Source organism: Acinetobacter sp. YH16044 (genome assembly GCF_013417145.1).
Lineage (GTDB): Bacteria > Pseudomonadota > Gammaproteobacteria > Pseudomonadales > Moraxellaceae > Acinetobacter > Acinetobacter amyesii.
In genome coordinates this window covers 134,309-148,194 of sequence record NZ_VPEK01000004.1, presented here as the reverse complement: position 1 = coordinate 148,194, position 13,886 = coordinate 134,309, and the positions used below count along the sequence as shown (strand labels likewise).

The window sequence follows — 13,886 nt, the reverse complement described above, 5'->3', positions numbered from 1 at the left end:
CCTATTACTTCGCTACCGCCACTGATTCACCATTAGATTTGAATACGCGAGTTTTCACGCCTTCAATCACTTGGTAACCAACACGGTCAGCCTTTTGGGTTGTAGCATTAAAAATTGCCACGTTAGAGATATGAAGCTCAGCTTCTTGAGTTACGATGCCGCCTTCAGCGCCAGTAGCTCGGTTAGGCTTTTGATGCTTCGTTACCAAGTTAAGGCCTTCAACCTTAACACGGTCATTTGAAACAGACAAAACAGTACCTTGTTTGCCTTTTTCTTTACCTGCGATCACAATTACTTGATCGCCCTTTTTAATCTTAGCCATGAGTGCCTCTTATAGAACTTCAGGAGCCAATGAAATAATTTTCATGAACTGTTCAGTACGAAGTTCACGAGTCACTGGTCCGAAAATACGAGTTGCAATCGGCGCTTTGTTGTTGTTCAAAATAACAGCTGCGTTATCGTCGAAACGAATAACTGAACCATCTGCACGACGGATGCCGAATTTTGTACGTACAACTACAGCATTCATCACGTCACCTTTTTTAACACGTGCGCGTGGAATAGCTTCTTTTACAGTAACTTTAATAATGTCGCCAACAGAAGCATAACGACGATGTGAACCACCAAGTACTTTAATACATTGTACGCGGCGAGCACCACTGTTGTCTGCTACGTCTAGCATACTTTCGGTTTGAATCATTGCCCTACTCCAAAACCGAGCATCACCGGTCGCAATTTCGAAAGGCTCAAAGAGTACTCGAAATTGACCGATGATGCAAGAACGTTTAATTACTCAGCAGCAGCTTCAACAACTTCAACTAAAGTCCAAGACTTAGTTTTAGAAATTGGGCGGCTTTCTTTGATGCTTACTACGTCGCCAACTTTAGCAACATTGTTTTCATCATGAGCGTGTAATTTAGTTGAACGGCGGATTGATTTGCCATACAACGGGTGTTGAACGCGGCGTTCGATAAGAACAACGATAGACTTGTCCATCTTGTCGCTAACTACTTTACCGGTTAACGTGCGAACTGTTTGTTCACTCATTGTCCGTTCCCCTGTTTTTCGGTTAGGAGTGTCTTAATACGAGCAATAGTTTTACGAGTAAGCGCAACTTCGTGCGATTTACCCAATTGACCAGTTGCTTTCGCCATACGAAGACGGAATTGGTTAAGCTGTTGCTCATCAAGCAAAGCTGTCAACTCTTCTACCGACTTTTCACGTAGATCATTAGTTTTCATTACATTACCGTCCGAGTCACGATAGTGGTTTTAAACGGAAGTTTTGCAGCAGCAAGCGTAAACGCTTCGCGAGCAAGTTCTTCGTTAACACCATCAATTTCGTACAAGACTTTACCTGGTTTGATTTGGCAAACCCAGTATTCCACAGAACCTTTACCTTTACCCATACGAACTTCTAATGGTTTTTCAGTAATTGGTTTGTCTGGGAAAACACGGATAAAGATCTTACCACCACGTTTAATACGACGGCTGATTGTACGACGCGCTGCTTCAATTTGACGTGCAGTCATTTGACCACGTTCAATTGATTTAAGTGCAATAGTACCAAAAGATACTGAGCTACCGCGATGTGCTAGACCAGTGTTACGGCCTTTTTGCACTTTACGGAATTTAGTACGTTTAGGTTGTAACATGGATTATTCTCCTTTTTCAGCAGAACGATCATTGCGACGACCACGACGCTCTTGACCTTCACCACGACCACGACCACGTTTAGCTGGACGTTCTTCAGCTGGAGCTGGGTTCATGACTTGTTTCATGCCACCCAAGATCTCACCACGGAAGATCCATACTTTAACGCCGATCGTACCGTAAGTAGTCTCAGCACGCATAGTAGCATAGTCGATGTCAGCACGAAGAGTATGAAGAGGTACACGACCTTCACGATACCATTCAGTACGAGCAATCTCAGCACCACCTAGACGGCCTGAAACTTCTACTTTGATACCTTTAGCACCAGCACGCATAGAGTTTTGAACCGCACGCTTCATAGCACGACGGAACATTACACGTTTTTCTAATTGAGAAGCGATTGCTTCAGCAACTAAACGAGCGTCTAAATCTGGGCGATCGATTTCATTGATACTTACTTGCGCAGGAACACCCATAATGGCTGTTAATTCGCGTTGTAATTTCTCAATGTCTTCGCCTTTTTTACCGATCACGATACCAGGACGTGCAGTGCTAATAGTTACTTTAGCTGCGCCTGTAGGGCGTTCGATAAGAATATTGCTTACCATCGCATTCTTAAGTTTTTTAGTTAAAAACTCACGAACTTGAAGATCTTTTAGCAAATATTCAGCATATTGTTTCGGATTCGCATACCAGTTAGCGTTATGACGTTTCACAACACCTAGGCGGATACCGATTGGATGAACCTTCTGACCCATATCAAACCCCTACCTTAACGGTAATGTGACAAGTACGCTTAGTAATACGATCTGCACGGCCTTTAGCACGTGGCAAAATACGTTTCAGGCTCATGCCTTCATCAACGTAGATCGTAGAAACTTTAAGGTCGTCTACATCTAAACTGTTATTGTGTTCAGCGTTTGCAATCGCAGATTCCAATGCTTTTTTAACTAAAACTGCAGCTTTTTTGTTGCTGAAGTTTAAGATATTTAAAGCATGCGCAACAGATTTGCCGCGAATTAGGTCTGCAACCAAACGTGCTTTTTGTGCCGAGATAGCGGCACCGCGTAATTTAGCAGTTACTTCCATCATAGCACCTATTAACGTTTAGACTTCTTGTCAACACCGTGACCACGATAGGTACGAGTTGGCGCGAATTCACCTAATTTATGACCAACCATATGCTCAGATACGATCACTGGAACATGGTTACGGCCATTGTGTACAGAAATTGTTAGACCAACAAAATCCGGTAAGATCATCGAACGACGCGACCAAGTTTTGATCGGCTTACGGTTATTAGCCGCGATAGCCGCTTCAACCTTAGCGAACAAGTGCGCATCGACGAATGGGCCTTTTTTCAGAGAACGAGGCATTGTCAGATTCCTTTACTTGTTACTTAACGCGACGGTCGCGAATGATCATCTTAGTCGTACGCTTGTTGGTACGTGTTTTGTACCCTTTAGCTTTTTGACCCCATGGACTTACAGGTTGAATACCTTTGTTACGTCCTTCACCACCACCATGTGGATGGTCTACTGGGTTCATCGCCATACCACGTACGGTAGGACGAACGCCACGCCAGCGTGATGCACCTGCTTTACCAAGTGAACGAAGGTTGCTTTCTGAGTTAGAAACTTCACCTAACACAGCACGGCATTCAACGTGTACTTTACGCATTTCGCCTGAACGAAGACGAATGATAGCGTAAGAACCGTCACGACCCAACAATTGAGCAGATGTACCAGCAGAACGTACTAATTGTGCGCCTTTACCGATTTTAAGCTCGATGTTGTGAAGAGTAGAACCGATAGGCATGTTGCGAAGTGGCAAGCAGTTACCTGGACGGATTGGAGCATCGTTACCAGATTGAACTTGATCACCAGCGCGAAGGCCTTTAGGTGCAATAATATAGCGACGTTCACCGTCAGCATATTTCAATAAAGCAATATGAGCTGTACGGTTTGGATCGTATTCAATACGCTCAACTACAGCAGGGATGCTGTCTTTGTTACGTTTGAAGTCTACGATACGGTAGTGCTGTTTATGACCACCACCAACGTGACGAGTTGTAATGTGACCGTTGTTATTACGACCGCCAGTACGTTTTTTAGCTTCAACCAACGGAGCATATGGCGCGCCTTTGTGAAGGTGGTTATGAACCACTTTCTCTACAAAGCGACGTCCTGGAGACGTTGGCTTACATTTTTGAATCGGCATAATTTTCGTCCTTATTCCGCTGCGTTTTCAGCGGTATCGCCCAAGTCAGCCATTTCAACATCTTGGCCAGCTTTCAGGGTGACGTATGCTTTTTTAACATCAGAACGACGTCCTAATGTTTTACCAAAGCGTTTAGTCTTACCTTTAGTGATCGTTGTGTTAACTTTAACAACTTGAACACCAAATAGTTGCTCAACAGCTTTTTTGATTTCAAGTTTGTTTGCATCTAGTGCAACTTTGAACACTTGAACACCAGCAGTTTCGCCTAAAACTTGTGCTTTTTCTGAGAATACAGGTCCTTGTAGGACTTGATAGATACGTTCGTTGTTCATCCGAGTTCTACCTCAATTTTCTTAGCAGCAGCAACAGACATAACAACTTTATCGAACGCGATCAAGCTAACAGGATCGATTGCAGCAGCATCAACCACATCAACGTGTGGAATGTTGCGAGCAGCAAGATACAAGTTCTCATCAACAGCATCTGTAACGATTAATGCACGAGGTGCATTCAAGTCGTTAAGTTTTGCAAGCAATTCTTTAGTTTTTGGAGCTGCAACAGCAATCTCTTCAACTAAAACAAGGCGATCTTGACGAACAAGCTCAGCCAGGATGCATTGCATAGCACCGCGATACATTTTACGGTTTACTTTTTGAGACCAGTCTTGTGGACGAGCAGCAAAAGTTTTACCACCGCCAACCCAGATTGGGCTACGAATAGAACCAGCACGAGCGCGGCCAGTACCTTTTTGACGGAAAGGTTTTTTACCACCACCAGAAACGTCAGCACGTGATTTTTGCGCTTTAGAACCTTGACGACCACCAGCTAAGTAAGCTGTAACAACTTGGTGTACAAGAGCTTCGTTAAAATCACGACCAAACGCAACTTCAGATAACTCAACAGCAGAGCCGGAAACAGTATTTAAATTCACGTTATTTCCCCTCAGGCCTTGATAGTAGGACGAACAGTAACGTCGCCACCAGTAGCACCAGGAACCGCGCCTTTAACAACCAGAACTGAACGTTCTGCGTCGATAGCAACGATTTCAAGACCCTGTGTAGTTACACGTTCAGCACCTAAGTGACCAGGCATTTTTTTGCCTTTGAACACGCGACCAGGAGTCTGGTTTTGACCTGTAGAACCGATAACACGGTGAGATACAGAGTTACCATGTGTAGCGTCTTGAGTACGGAAGTTCCAACGCTTAACACCACCTTGGAAACCTTTACCTTTAGATGTACCAGTAACGTCAACAATTTGACCCACTGTGAACACATCTACACCGATAGTTCCGCCAACTTCACGACCTTCAAGATCAGCTTCTGTAGCGCGGAATTCTTGAACTAGACGACCAGCAGCTACACCAGCTTTCGCAAAGTGACCTTTCTGAGCGTTAGTTACGCGAGATTCGCGACGTTCACCAGTAGTGATTTGAATCGCTTGATAACCATCAGTTTCAAGCGTTTTGATTTGTGTGATGCGGTTAGGATCAACCTCAATCACTGTTACAGGTACAGAAACACCAGCATCTGTAAAGATACGTGTCATACCGCACTTGCGACCGACTAAACCAATAGCCATGTGCATAAACCTCTAAAAAAGCGGCCTAATTAACTTAGAGCGTTAATTAACCGAAAGCCTTAACCCAAAGCGATCTGAACATCAACACCAGCTGCAAGATCTAATTTCATCAATGCATCAACAGTTTTATCTGTAGGTTGAACGATGTCGATCAAACGTTTGTAAGTGCGGATCTCGTATTGGTCACGCGCATCTTTATTAACGTGTGGTGATGTTAAAACGTTAAAACGTTCGATACGTGTAGGCATCGGGATTGGACCACAAACTTGTGCGCCAGTACGTTTTGCTGTTTCTACGATTTCTTGAGCTGATTGATCAATTAGACGGTGATCAAAAGACTTAAGACGGATACGAATTCTCTGGTTAGACATACCAGTTAACTCCAAGCCAAATATATAAAGAATCACCCTTGACGCATCTCACCCCACTTTAAAAGAGGCAAGTGTCAAGAGCAGTGAAATATCACTAAGGTCACGATCGATGCCGCGACTGTCACGATGTTAACTACTTTATTCGTAGCTAACCCCCTTCATCAAAGGGTCGCCCATTATAGCTATTGTTTAATGCATAAGCAAATCTCTTTTGCTGTTTTTCTTATATTTTTCATTTTTTATGCAAGATCAATTGCTTAACTTTTAATCAATAGGCGTTTTTTCTTAATACATACTCTATTGCTTGGTTTAGTATTTGATTTCCCTCAATAAATTTGTTCTTTGCGCTTTTCCGTAGATCATGTACTGGCTGTACATGTGTTCCTGAAAAAAATGCCACTTCTTCATCATTTTCCAAAAATAAATCGAGCACTTCTGGGGTAATTTCAGGATGAAATTGAAAGCCCAAAACATTTTGCCCGATTTGATACATTTGATTACGACATGCATCATTTTCCGCCAGCAATACCGCTCCTTTCGGAATTTCAAATGTTTCACTGTGCCACTGCATGACTTTAAACTCTTCCGGTAGTTTGAAACAGTCATGCGGTACGTTAGCGACCTTACGGATGGTCGTCCAACCCAATTCTTGTTGTGCATTTCGGCTCACCGCCCCACCCAAAGCATTGGCAATCAATTGCCCACCTAAACAAAGCCCGATTGCGGGTTTGCCGAGTGCTAAATAGCGTCGCAGCCATCGTTTTTCTATTTTTAACCATGGGAAATTTGCCTCATCATTTACGCTCATGGTCCCACCCATGATGATAAGTAAATCGACATCTTCAACATGCGGCAAAGCCTCGAGATCCAAGGCTTGATCGACAGGTAATGCAAAGAATTCTGTGGCCGTAATTTTGGCCTGATGCTGTTTTAAAAAATCATAACAACTGCCGAACCCTTCGCCAGCAATATGCTGAAAATAATGTACTTTTAAATGCGACTTCATGCGCTAAACCTATTGTTGTTGCTCTGATATCGGTTTTGCAAGAATGAAGCCAACTTTGCTTTTCACTTAATTTTCTATACAAAAGCATCGTAAATCCATGCGTTTTAGTCGTATTCTTTTGAACATTCATTATTATTTTGATCATTTCAGAGCGCCACGTGAAAAAGAATCCTCAAACTGAACTCATTCATGCACCAAGAATGGCACCGCAATACATCAATAGTGTTCAACCTCCCCTGTTTCGTGCATCCACTATAATTTTCGAAAATACAGATGCGCTATTTAATCGCCATTGGACCGATGATTATGACTATAGCTATGGCACGCATGGTACCCCCACGACATTTACCCTAGGCGATCAGCTTGCTCAGATTGAAGGAGGCTTGTATCACTTACTTGCACCAAGCGGTTTGTCTGCAATTAATTTGGTCAATTCATGTTTTTTAAGTCAGGGGGATGAGGTTTGGGTCGCAGATAATATCTATGGCCCAAATATGGAACATCTACGCAACCTAGAAACCCGCTACGGTATCGTGGTCAAGGTTTATAACCCGATTGATGTCAACTCATTCACACCTTCAGCGCAAGCCAAGCTTATTTGGTTAGAAGCTGCTGGATCTGTCACTTTAGAGTTTCCAGATTTAGTCGGCTTGGTCAAAAAAGCCCAAGCCCATAACATTCTCACTGCACTGGACAATACTTGGGGCGCAGGACTTGCCTTTAATGCTTTTGATTTCAGTGCTGAGCATCTGAGTGTCGATATCAGTGTGCATGCCTTGACCAAATACCCAAGTGGTGGTGGCGATATTTTAATGGGCTCGGTAATTACACGAGATAAAAAGCTTCATCACAAACTGTTTCGTGCCCACGCCATTCAAGGCATTAGTATCTCTGGTGATGACGCCGCGCAAGTACAACGCAGCCTGGCTTCTATGCGCTTGCGCTATGAACACCAGTCACAAAGTGCTTTAACTTTATTAAATTGGCTAAAACAGCAGCCAGCCTTTGTACAGGTTTTACATCCTGCTGATGAAGCTTCCGCAGGACATCAGCATTGGAAAGAAATTTGTACAGAACAACACAGTGCCGGCTTGGTCAGCGTGGTATTTAATGAAAAATATAGCTTGCAAGATGTACGCCGCTTTTGCGATGCGCTGAAACTCTTTAAGCTTGGTTTTAGCTGGGGTGGCCCAGTCAGTTTAGTCATGCTATATAACTTAAAAGATATGCGTGTACTCGAACATTCACACATTCAAGCCGGCTTACTGGTTCGCTTTTGCATAGGACTAGAACATCCTGCAGATTTAATACAAGATATAGAAAATGCACTACAACATTTAAATAAACAGCAACTCGAATAAATACAGGAACATCTATGGGTACACCAATTATTATTGGCAAAAAGACACAAGACACCACACAAGATGTGGTGCTTCATTCACAATTTGCAAACCGCCATGGTTTAATTGCTGGGGCTACAGGTACTGGTAAGACGGTGACGTTGAAGGTGTTGGCAGAAAGTTTTTCTCGGCTGGGTGTACCCGTATTTTTAGCCGATGCCAAAGGGGATGTTTCTAGCCTTGCCAAAGCAGGTGAAAGCAATCCTAAGTTTGACGAGCGTATTAAAAGTTTAAATATCGAGAGTATTCCTTTTGCTGCCTCACCTGTGGTGTTTTGGGATTTGTTTGGTGAACAAGGACATCCCATTCGCACCACCATTTCTGAAATTGGCCCACTGCTCCTTGCCCGAATTCTGAATTTAAACGACACGCAAGAAGGCGTGTTATCTGCGGTCTTTCGTATTGCCGATGATCAGGGCTTATTGCTCATCGACTTTAAAGACTTAAAAGCCATGATCAGCTACGTCAGTGAACATGCAGCTGAATTTAAAAATGAATATGGCAATTTATCGCCTGCAAGTTTAGGTGCAATTCAACGTAATTTGCTTGCCTTGGCAGATCAAGGCGGTGACAAGTTCTTTGGTGAGCCTGCGCTCAATATCATGGATTTCATTCAAACGGATGCACAAGGTCGTGGCAACATCAACCTGCTCGCAGCCGACAAGTTAATGAATACCCCTAAGCTCTATGCGACTTTCTTACTTTGGATGCTGTCAGAACTGTTTGAACAATTGCCCGAAGTTGGAGATATGGATAAACCCAAACTGGTGTTCTTCTTTGATGAAGCGCATTTATTGTTTGATAATGCCAGCCCTGCTTTACAAGAAAAGATTGAACAAGTGGTTCGTCTAATTCGCTCTAAAGGCGTCGGGATTTACTTTGTAACGCAAAATCCACTTGACCTACCCGAGAGTGTTTTAGGACAACTAGGTAACCGCGTTCAGCATGCGCTACGTGCATTTACCCCCAAAGATCAGAAAGCTGTTAAGACGGCAGCAGATACTTTCCGAGCCAATCCTGCGTTTAAAGTCGATCAAGTGATTACGGAACTGGCTGTAGGTGAAGCACTGATCAGCTGTCTAGATGAACAAGGCACACCTCAAATTGTTGAACGTGCTTGGGTGATGCCACCCTACTCTTCATTTAGCCCAATTGCTGTAGAAGAACGCAAAGCTCTGATGGCAAATAGCGTTGTCGCAGGTGTGTATGACACCGAAGCAGATCGTGAAAGTGCCTATGAACTTTTACAAAATAAAGTGGCGGAGCGCCAACAACAAGCCGTCCAAGCGGAACAAGATAAAATAGAAGCCAAAGAACAAGAAGCGTTGGCCAAACAACAAGCCAAAGAAGCAGATGCACTCGCTAAACAGCAAGCGCGTGAACAAGAACGCCTTGCACGCGAACAACAAAAAGACGCTGAGCGCTCAGCCAAACAACGTGAAAAACTGATTCAAGACACTGTAGGAACTTTTGCAAAAAGTGCAGCACGCAGCTTGGGTGGGTCGACAGGTCAGAAAATTATCCGTGGCCTCTTAGGTTCTATTTTCGGCAAGAAATAATCTAAAAGCCCAATTAAAAAGTACAAATTTATGGAATCTTTTTATATTCCATAATTTTTTTATGGTTTTTACTAAAACATGTATTGCGCGGATGTATTTAAAAATGTATTTTAAATACATCTTATAAATAACAGCCATGAGAGATCAGCTATGACTCCGCAGCAAATTGACCTAGTAAAAGCAACTGTTCCTGTTCTACGTGAAAATGGTGTCGCGCTGACTGGTTACTTCTATAATCGTATGTTGGGCAATAACCCTGACCTCAAAGAAACCTTTAACATGGGACATCAGCGCAGCGGTGCTCAGGCACAAGCCTTGGCGGGTGCTGTATTGGCTTATGCTGAAAATATTGAGGACCCATCTGTACTTTTACCAGTTGTAGAATTAATTGCGCATAAACATGTGAGTCTTAACATTCAAGCGCCAGACTATAATATTGTCGGCGAAAATTTGCTGCACTCGATCAGTGAAGTATTAAGCATTTCAATGGAAGATCCACTGATTGCAGCTTGGGCAGCAGCATATGGACAATTGGCAGACTTGTTTATCAGCACTGAAAAAGCGATTTATGAGCAACATCAGCAAACTAAAGGCAGTTGGTTAGGTTGGCGTAATTTCAAAATCGCGAAAAAAGTGGCTGAAAGTGATGAAATCACCTCATTCTACCTTGAGCCTTCTGATGGTGGTGATTTACCAAAATATGAAGCAGGTCAGTACATCTCTGTACGTGTATTGGTCGATGAGCTGGGTCTAAAACAACCACGTCAATATACACTGTCTACCAGCCCACAAGACAACTACTTACGTATCTCTGTAAAACGTGAAGATCAGAAAGGTGACTTGGTTCCAGGTTGGGTATCAAATACACTGCATGGCTTGGAGATCGGTTCAGAAATCGAAGTGTCTGCACCAACAGGTAATTTCTTCCTGATTGATTCACAAAAACGCAATGTCTTTATCAGTGGTGGTGTAGGTCTAACACCAATGATTGCGATGCTGAATCAGTTGGTGACTTTAGACATGCCACAACCTGTAACCTTTATCCATGCCTGCCGTAGCAAACAAGTGCATGCAATGCATAAACACATTCAGGATTTGGAAGCAAAATACCCACGTCTTAGCACTTTTACAGCGTATGAGTTCCCTCATGCTAATGATAAATTAGGTGAAGATTATGATGCTGCTGGTCGTCTAGACTTAGGCAGCATGGATACTGCACTGTTACCGATCAATGCGGATTATTACCTTTGCGGTCCAATGCCATTTATGGCTGAACAACAGAAAGCTTTAATTGCTCGTGGTATTCCTGCTAGCAATATTCACAGCGAAGCTTTCGGCACTGGTGGTGTAAAACACTAACTAAGCTATTCACCTGAAATACAAAGGGTTAGTTTAGTTATGCTAGACTAGCCCTTATTTATTTCTCTCAGACTCACAGTATTATCATGCAACTCAATAAATTCACCGATTATGCATTACGCATTTTGCTCTATATCGCACGTCCTCGTGATGTGCCTTATAACATTGCTGAAATTGCAGAAGACCTGCACGTTTCGCGTAATCACTTGGTGAAAATTGTGCATTTTATGGCAAAGCAAAACTGGTTAATCACCAGCCGCGGCAAAGGTGGCGGCATCCGCCTTAACCCTGAAGCACTTGAGGCTCAGCTCGGTCAAATCGTACGGATTTTGCAAGGTAATCACCAAATTGTTGAATGCAATGACCCACCCTGCGTACTGCGCAGTCAGTGTGGTTTAAAAAGCATTTTAGACCAAGCTTTAGAACAGTTTTATCAAAGTCTCGATCAGTACAAACTTGCCGATGTCTTGCAACCAAGCAGCGCATCTAAATTTACAACACAATCTCCAATTCAAATGATCAATCTCTAATTTCACTTTGCCTGCGACAAAATTCGCTTGCCTGCCCGACTTCCTTTATAATGCGTGTTGTTAAATCAGTTATTGAAGTTGGGTTATGCATCAGCACAGAGGAAAATCACGAAACAGTAAAGCGGCCAATGCGCCGAAGCAAAAGATTACTTATGAGAAAAAAGTAGACTCTGCGATTACTGAATACGCTGTGCGCTCGCTCAACTGGCTACGCAAAGCTGAGTTCTTAATGAGTGCGCCTAAACTCAACCTCTGCGTTGAAGATACCGGCTATGAAATTGCCTTTGCTGGCCGCTCCAATGCGGGTAAGTCGAGTGCCATTAATGCGCTCACTAACCAAAAACAATTGGCTCGTGCGTCGAAAAAACCGGGTCGTACCCAAATGATCAACTTTTTCAGTTTAGGAAATCCTGATCAGCGTTTGGTCGACTTACCGGGTTATGGCTATGCCGCTGTACCTGAAGCGATGAAAATCGTGTGGCAAAAAGAGTTAGAAAACTATCTGATACACCGTGAAAGTTTACAAGGTCTTGTGCTGTTGATGGATATCCGTCATCCACTACAACACTTTGACGTCATGATGTTGGAATGGGCACATTCACGTAAATTGTTCGTGCATGTACTGCTCACCAAATCAGATAAATTAAACCGTGGCCCAGCCTCTAAAGCACTACAAGAAGTGAAAGCGGCATTGAAAAAAATGAAACTTAACTTCTCAATCCAATTGTTCTCATCATTGAATAAACAAGGTTTAGAAGAGTTAGCGAGTGTCATGGCGGGTCGCCTAAACTTCACTCTAGAGCAATCCACAGAGTTTGATCTCGACAGCATACCTGAAGCATCGGAAGATGATATTGAAATCGATGTGGATGCGGAAGCATTCGATGACGTCGACACCACATCTGAAGATTTACCCCAAGCTGAAGGCAAAAATTCAGACCACTAATCCAGTATTTTTAAAGTCAGCGCAAGGATGATTGTCTGACAAAAAGTATCATCTGAAGATAATGAAATGTCCTGTATTGCTAATCACAATGCAGGATTTTTTTTGGATACTGAATATATCAGATGTGCACTCGATCACATAAAAACAAGGATAGGTCATGAAATTACTCTCCCGCTTGAAAAACACAAAACTTGGATCATCAATCGAATATAAAATTAAACCACGTAAAGTGAAATTTGAGTGGCAAGATACCCAAGTTGACTGGGTGCCCAACCAACCTTTTGTCAGCTATTTTATTAATGAAATTAACATGATCTTACCGGCTGGTGAGTTTTGGTTTTGCCGTCTGTATAACAAAGTATTGCCACAAATTAGAGATGAAAAACTAGCCGAGGACGTTAAAGCATTTATCCGCCAAGAAGCTATGCATGCTCAGGCGCATAACTCTGCCAATAAAGAATATCTGTCTCAGCGCAATATCAGTATTCAACGCAACCTTGAAATCATGGATTTTCTCTTTGGCAAACTGCTTGCAGACCAACCTTTAGGGCTCAACGTACCCAAAGCTTTAGATCATCAATGGGATCTCTTTCGTTTAGGGGTGATTGCAACGGTTGAACACATGACCTGTGTACTAGGCAAATATGCTTTATATAATAAAGAGTGGGAACGCCTCGGTGCCGATCCGAATATGCTCGATCTAGTAAAATGGCATGGTGCAGAAGAGATAGAACATCGTACCGTGGCTTTTGATTTGTATCGTCATCTCGGTGGGGGCTATATTTCTCGCTATTATCAAAGTGTGATCGTGATTGCTGCCGTACTTGGTCTATGGGTCGATGGTGCTGCACATATCATGCAGCAAGACTCGCGTTATGCATCGATTAAACCTGCTGTATATAAACCGTGGATTTGGCGTGAATGGGCGCGTATCGCGCAAAAAGACAATCGCTTATTGCCACATCCACTTTGGTTAGTGTCGCAGCAATTGGGGTATTTAATGCCTTGGTACGATCCTGTGCATGAAGCAAAAACGGAAGATGCGATTGCCTATCTCGACAACTCTCCTGCTGCAAAACGTGCCGCACTGAAAGTCGCTTAAACACTACTTTAAAATCTGTATTAAGCAGGGTTCGCCCTGCTTTTTTTTGTGCTCACATCCATTACGCTCCGTTTTTTATTGAGCAATCAACAAACTCAAGATGGATAGGCTCATAAGTTCGAGGTTTAAAGTACAGTTCTTCCGAACTCCCTATTCTCTT

Annotated in this window: 20 protein-coding genes; 6 read left to right on the top strand and 14 right to left on the bottom strand. The window is 43.0% G+C overall.

Going from position 1 to position 13,886, the window contains the following annotated elements:
• Positions 1 to 4: 4 nt before the first annotated feature.
• From rplX to FTV38_RS04545, 14 genes are all read right to left on the bottom strand, one after another.
• Positions 5 to 322, bottom strand: a complete 318-nt coding sequence (gene rplX / locus FTV38_RS04610; RefSeq protein WP_078189274.1) for a 50S ribosomal protein L24 — start codon at positions 320 to 322, stop codon at positions 5 to 7.
• A 9-nt stretch (positions 323 to 331) separates the two neighbouring features.
• Positions 332 to 700: a 50S ribosomal protein L14 gene (rplN, locus tag FTV38_RS04605; protein ID WP_005012978.1), complete on the bottom strand. Its 369-nt coding sequence runs from the start codon at positions 698 to 700 to the stop codon at positions 332 to 334.
• A gap of 89 nt (positions 701 to 789) precedes the next feature.
• Positions 790 to 1,047: a 30S ribosomal protein S17 gene (gene rpsQ, locus FTV38_RS04600; RefSeq protein ID WP_078189275.1), complete on the bottom strand. Its 258-nt coding sequence runs from the start codon at positions 1,045 to 1,047 to the stop codon at positions 790 to 792.
• Entirely contained in the window at positions 1,044 to 1,241 is a 198-nt protein-coding gene (rpmC, locus tag FTV38_RS04595) for a 50S ribosomal protein L29 (protein ID WP_005012982.1), read from the bottom strand. Before rpmC ends, rpsQ begins: the two co-directional genes overlap by 4 nt.
• A complete protein-coding gene (gene rplP, locus FTV38_RS04590) occupies positions 1,241 to 1,654 on the bottom strand; it encodes a 50S ribosomal protein L16 (protein WP_078189276.1) in 414 nt (137 codons plus the stop codon). Before rplP ends, rpmC begins: the two co-directional genes overlap by 1 nt.
• A gap of 3 nt (positions 1,655 to 1,657) precedes the next feature.
• On the bottom strand, positions 1,658 to 2,410 hold the full coding sequence (gene rpsC / locus FTV38_RS04585; protein WP_078189277.1) for a 30S ribosomal protein S3: 753 nt from the start codon (positions 2,408 to 2,410) through the stop codon (positions 1,658 to 1,660).
• A gap of 1 nt (position 2,411) precedes the next feature.
• Entirely contained in the window at positions 2,412 to 2,741 is a 330-nt protein-coding gene (gene rplV / locus FTV38_RS04580) for a 50S ribosomal protein L22 (protein WP_035265103.1), read from the bottom strand.
• 11 nt (positions 2,742 to 2,752) lie between these two features.
• Positions 2,753 to 3,028 carry a 30S ribosomal protein S19 gene (gene rpsS / locus FTV38_RS04575; RefSeq protein ID WP_004281508.1) on the bottom strand — a complete coding sequence of 92 codons (276 nt, stop codon included), beginning with the start codon at positions 3,026 to 3,028 and terminating at the stop codon, positions 2,753 to 2,755.
• 19 nt (positions 3,029 to 3,047) lie between these two features.
• Positions 3,048 to 3,872 carry a 50S ribosomal protein L2 gene (rplB, locus tag FTV38_RS04570; RefSeq protein ID WP_078189278.1) on the bottom strand — a complete coding sequence of 275 codons (825 nt, stop codon included), beginning with the start codon at positions 3,870 to 3,872 and terminating at the stop codon, positions 3,048 to 3,050.
• Between the two features lie 11 nt (positions 3,873 to 3,883).
• The gene (gene rplW / locus FTV38_RS04565; RefSeq protein WP_005012992.1) at positions 3,884 to 4,204 is read right to left on the bottom strand and encodes a 50S ribosomal protein L23; all 321 of its coding nucleotides are present in this window, start codon (positions 4,202 to 4,204) and stop codon (positions 3,884 to 3,886) included.
• Positions 4,201 to 4,803 carry a 50S ribosomal protein L4 gene (rplD, locus tag FTV38_RS04560; RefSeq protein ID WP_078189279.1) on the bottom strand — a complete coding sequence of 201 codons (603 nt, stop codon included), beginning with the start codon at positions 4,801 to 4,803 and terminating at the stop codon, positions 4,201 to 4,203. Before rplD ends, rplW begins: the two co-directional genes overlap by 4 nt.
• A gap of 11 nt (positions 4,804 to 4,814) precedes the next feature.
• Entirely contained in the window at positions 4,815 to 5,453 is a 639-nt protein-coding gene (gene rplC / locus FTV38_RS04555) for a 50S ribosomal protein L3 (protein ID WP_078189280.1), read from the bottom strand.
• A 59-nt stretch (positions 5,454 to 5,512) separates the two neighbouring features.
• Positions 5,513 to 5,824: a 30S ribosomal protein S10 gene (gene rpsJ, locus FTV38_RS04550; protein WP_000070912.1), complete on the bottom strand. Its 312-nt coding sequence runs from the start codon at positions 5,822 to 5,824 to the stop codon at positions 5,513 to 5,515.
• Positions 5,825 to 6,092: 268 nt separating this feature from the next.
• Complete coding sequence (locus FTV38_RS04545) at positions 6,093 to 6,830, bottom strand: type 1 glutamine amidotransferase (RefSeq protein WP_180008436.1); 738 nt, start codon at positions 6,828 to 6,830, stop codon at positions 6,093 to 6,095.
• Positions 6,831 to 6,988: 158 nt separating this feature from the next.
• Here FTV38_RS04545 and FTV38_RS04540 point away from each other — a divergent pair, with 158 nt between their 5' ends.
• The 6 genes from FTV38_RS04540 to FTV38_RS04515 all read left to right on the top strand — a co-directional run bounded on the left by FTV38_RS04540 (position 6,989) and on the right by FTV38_RS04515 (position 13,726).
• A complete protein-coding gene (locus FTV38_RS04540) occupies positions 6,989 to 8,191 on the top strand; it encodes a PLP-dependent transferase (RefSeq protein WP_180021614.1) in 1,203 nt (400 codons plus the stop codon).
• Between the two features lie 14 nt (positions 8,192 to 8,205).
• Positions 8,206 to 9,789, top strand: a complete 1,584-nt coding sequence (locus FTV38_RS04535; RefSeq protein WP_180021612.1) for a helicase HerA-like domain-containing protein — start codon at positions 8,206 to 8,208, stop codon at positions 9,787 to 9,789.
• 150 nt (positions 9,790 to 9,939) lie between these two features.
• Positions 9,940 to 11,148, top strand: coding sequence for an NO-inducible flavohemoprotein (gene hmpA / locus FTV38_RS04530; RefSeq protein WP_078192460.1), 1,209 nt, complete (start codon positions 9,940 to 9,942; stop codon positions 11,146 to 11,148).
• An 86-nt stretch (positions 11,149 to 11,234) separates the two neighbouring features.
• The gene (locus FTV38_RS04525) at positions 11,235 to 11,678 is read left to right on the top strand and encodes an Rrf2 family transcriptional regulator (RefSeq protein ID WP_078192461.1); all 444 of its coding nucleotides are present in this window, start codon (positions 11,235 to 11,237) and stop codon (positions 11,676 to 11,678) included.
• Positions 11,679 to 11,763: 85 nt separating this feature from the next.
• On the top strand, positions 11,764 to 12,624 hold the full coding sequence (yihA, locus tag FTV38_RS04520; protein WP_180021610.1) for a ribosome biogenesis GTP-binding protein YihA/YsxC: 861 nt from the start codon (positions 11,764 to 11,766) through the stop codon (positions 12,622 to 12,624).
• 157 nt (positions 12,625 to 12,781) lie between these two features.
• Positions 12,782 to 13,726, top strand: coding sequence for a metal-dependent hydrolase (locus FTV38_RS04515; protein ID WP_180021608.1), 945 nt, complete (start codon positions 12,782 to 12,784; stop codon positions 13,724 to 13,726).
• Positions 13,727 to 13,886 lie beyond the last annotated feature (160 nt).

What these genes read in the sequence shown, in the direction of transcription:
- FTV38_RS04525 (WP_078192461.1), top strand. Translation starts at nt 11,235, where the DNA reads ATGCAACTCAATAAATTCACCGATTATGCATTACGCATTTTGCTCTAT.
- rpsS (WP_004281508.1), bottom strand. Translation starts at nt 3,028, where the DNA reads ATGCCTCGTTCTCTGAAAAAAGGCCCATTCGTCGATGCGCACTTGTTC.
- FTV38_RS04545 (WP_180008436.1), bottom strand. Translation starts at nt 6,830, where the DNA reads ATGAAGTCGCATTTAAAAGTACATTATTTTCAGCATATTGCTGGCGAA.
- rplW (WP_005012992.1), bottom strand. Translation starts at nt 4,204, where the DNA reads ATGAACAACGAACGTATCTATCAAGTCCTACAAGGACCTGTATTCTCA.
- hmpA (WP_078192460.1), top strand. Translation starts at nt 9,940, where the DNA reads ATGACTCCGCAGCAAATTGACCTAGTAAAAGCAACTGTTCCTGTTCTA.
- yihA (WP_180021610.1), top strand. Translation starts at nt 11,764, where the DNA reads ATGCATCAGCACAGAGGAAAATCACGAAACAGTAAAGCGGCCAATGCG.
- rpsQ (WP_078189275.1), bottom strand. Translation starts at nt 1,047, where the DNA reads ATGAGTGAACAAACAGTTCGCACGTTAACCGGTAAAGTAGTTAGCGAC.
- rplV (WP_035265103.1), bottom strand. Translation starts at nt 2,741, where the DNA reads ATGGAAGTAACTGCTAAATTACGCGGTGCCGCTATCTCGGCACAAAAA.
- rpsC (WP_078189277.1), bottom strand. Translation starts at nt 2,410, where the DNA reads ATGGGTCAGAAGGTTCATCCAATCGGTATCCGCCTAGGTGTTGTGAAA.
- FTV38_RS04535 (WP_180021612.1), top strand. Translation starts at nt 8,206, where the DNA reads ATGGGTACACCAATTATTATTGGCAAAAAGACACAAGACACCACACAA.
- rpsJ (WP_000070912.1), bottom strand. Translation starts at nt 5,824, where the DNA reads ATGTCTAACCAGAGAATTCGTATCCGTCTTAAGTCTTTTGATCACCGT.
- rplP (WP_078189276.1), bottom strand. Translation starts at nt 1,654, where the DNA reads ATGTTACAACCTAAACGTACTAAATTCCGTAAAGTGCAAAAAGGCCGT.
- rplC (WP_078189280.1), bottom strand. Translation starts at nt 5,453, where the DNA reads ATGGCTATTGGTTTAGTCGGTCGCAAGTGCGGTATGACACGTATCTTT.
- rplX (WP_078189274.1), bottom strand. Translation starts at nt 322, where the DNA reads ATGGCTAAGATTAAAAAGGGCGATCAAGTAATTGTGATCGCAGGTAAA.
- rplB (WP_078189278.1), bottom strand. Translation starts at nt 3,872, where the DNA reads ATGCCGATTCAAAAATGTAAGCCAACGTCTCCAGGACGTCGCTTTGTA.
- rplN (WP_005012978.1), bottom strand. Translation starts at nt 700, where the DNA reads ATGATTCAAACCGAAAGTATGCTAGACGTAGCAGACAACAGTGGTGCT.
- FTV38_RS04515 (WP_180021608.1), top strand. Translation starts at nt 12,782, where the DNA reads ATGAAATTACTCTCCCGCTTGAAAAACACAAAACTTGGATCATCAATC.
- rpmC (WP_005012982.1), bottom strand. Translation starts at nt 1,241, where the DNA reads ATGAAAACTAATGATCTACGTGAAAAGTCGGTAGAAGAGTTGACAGCT.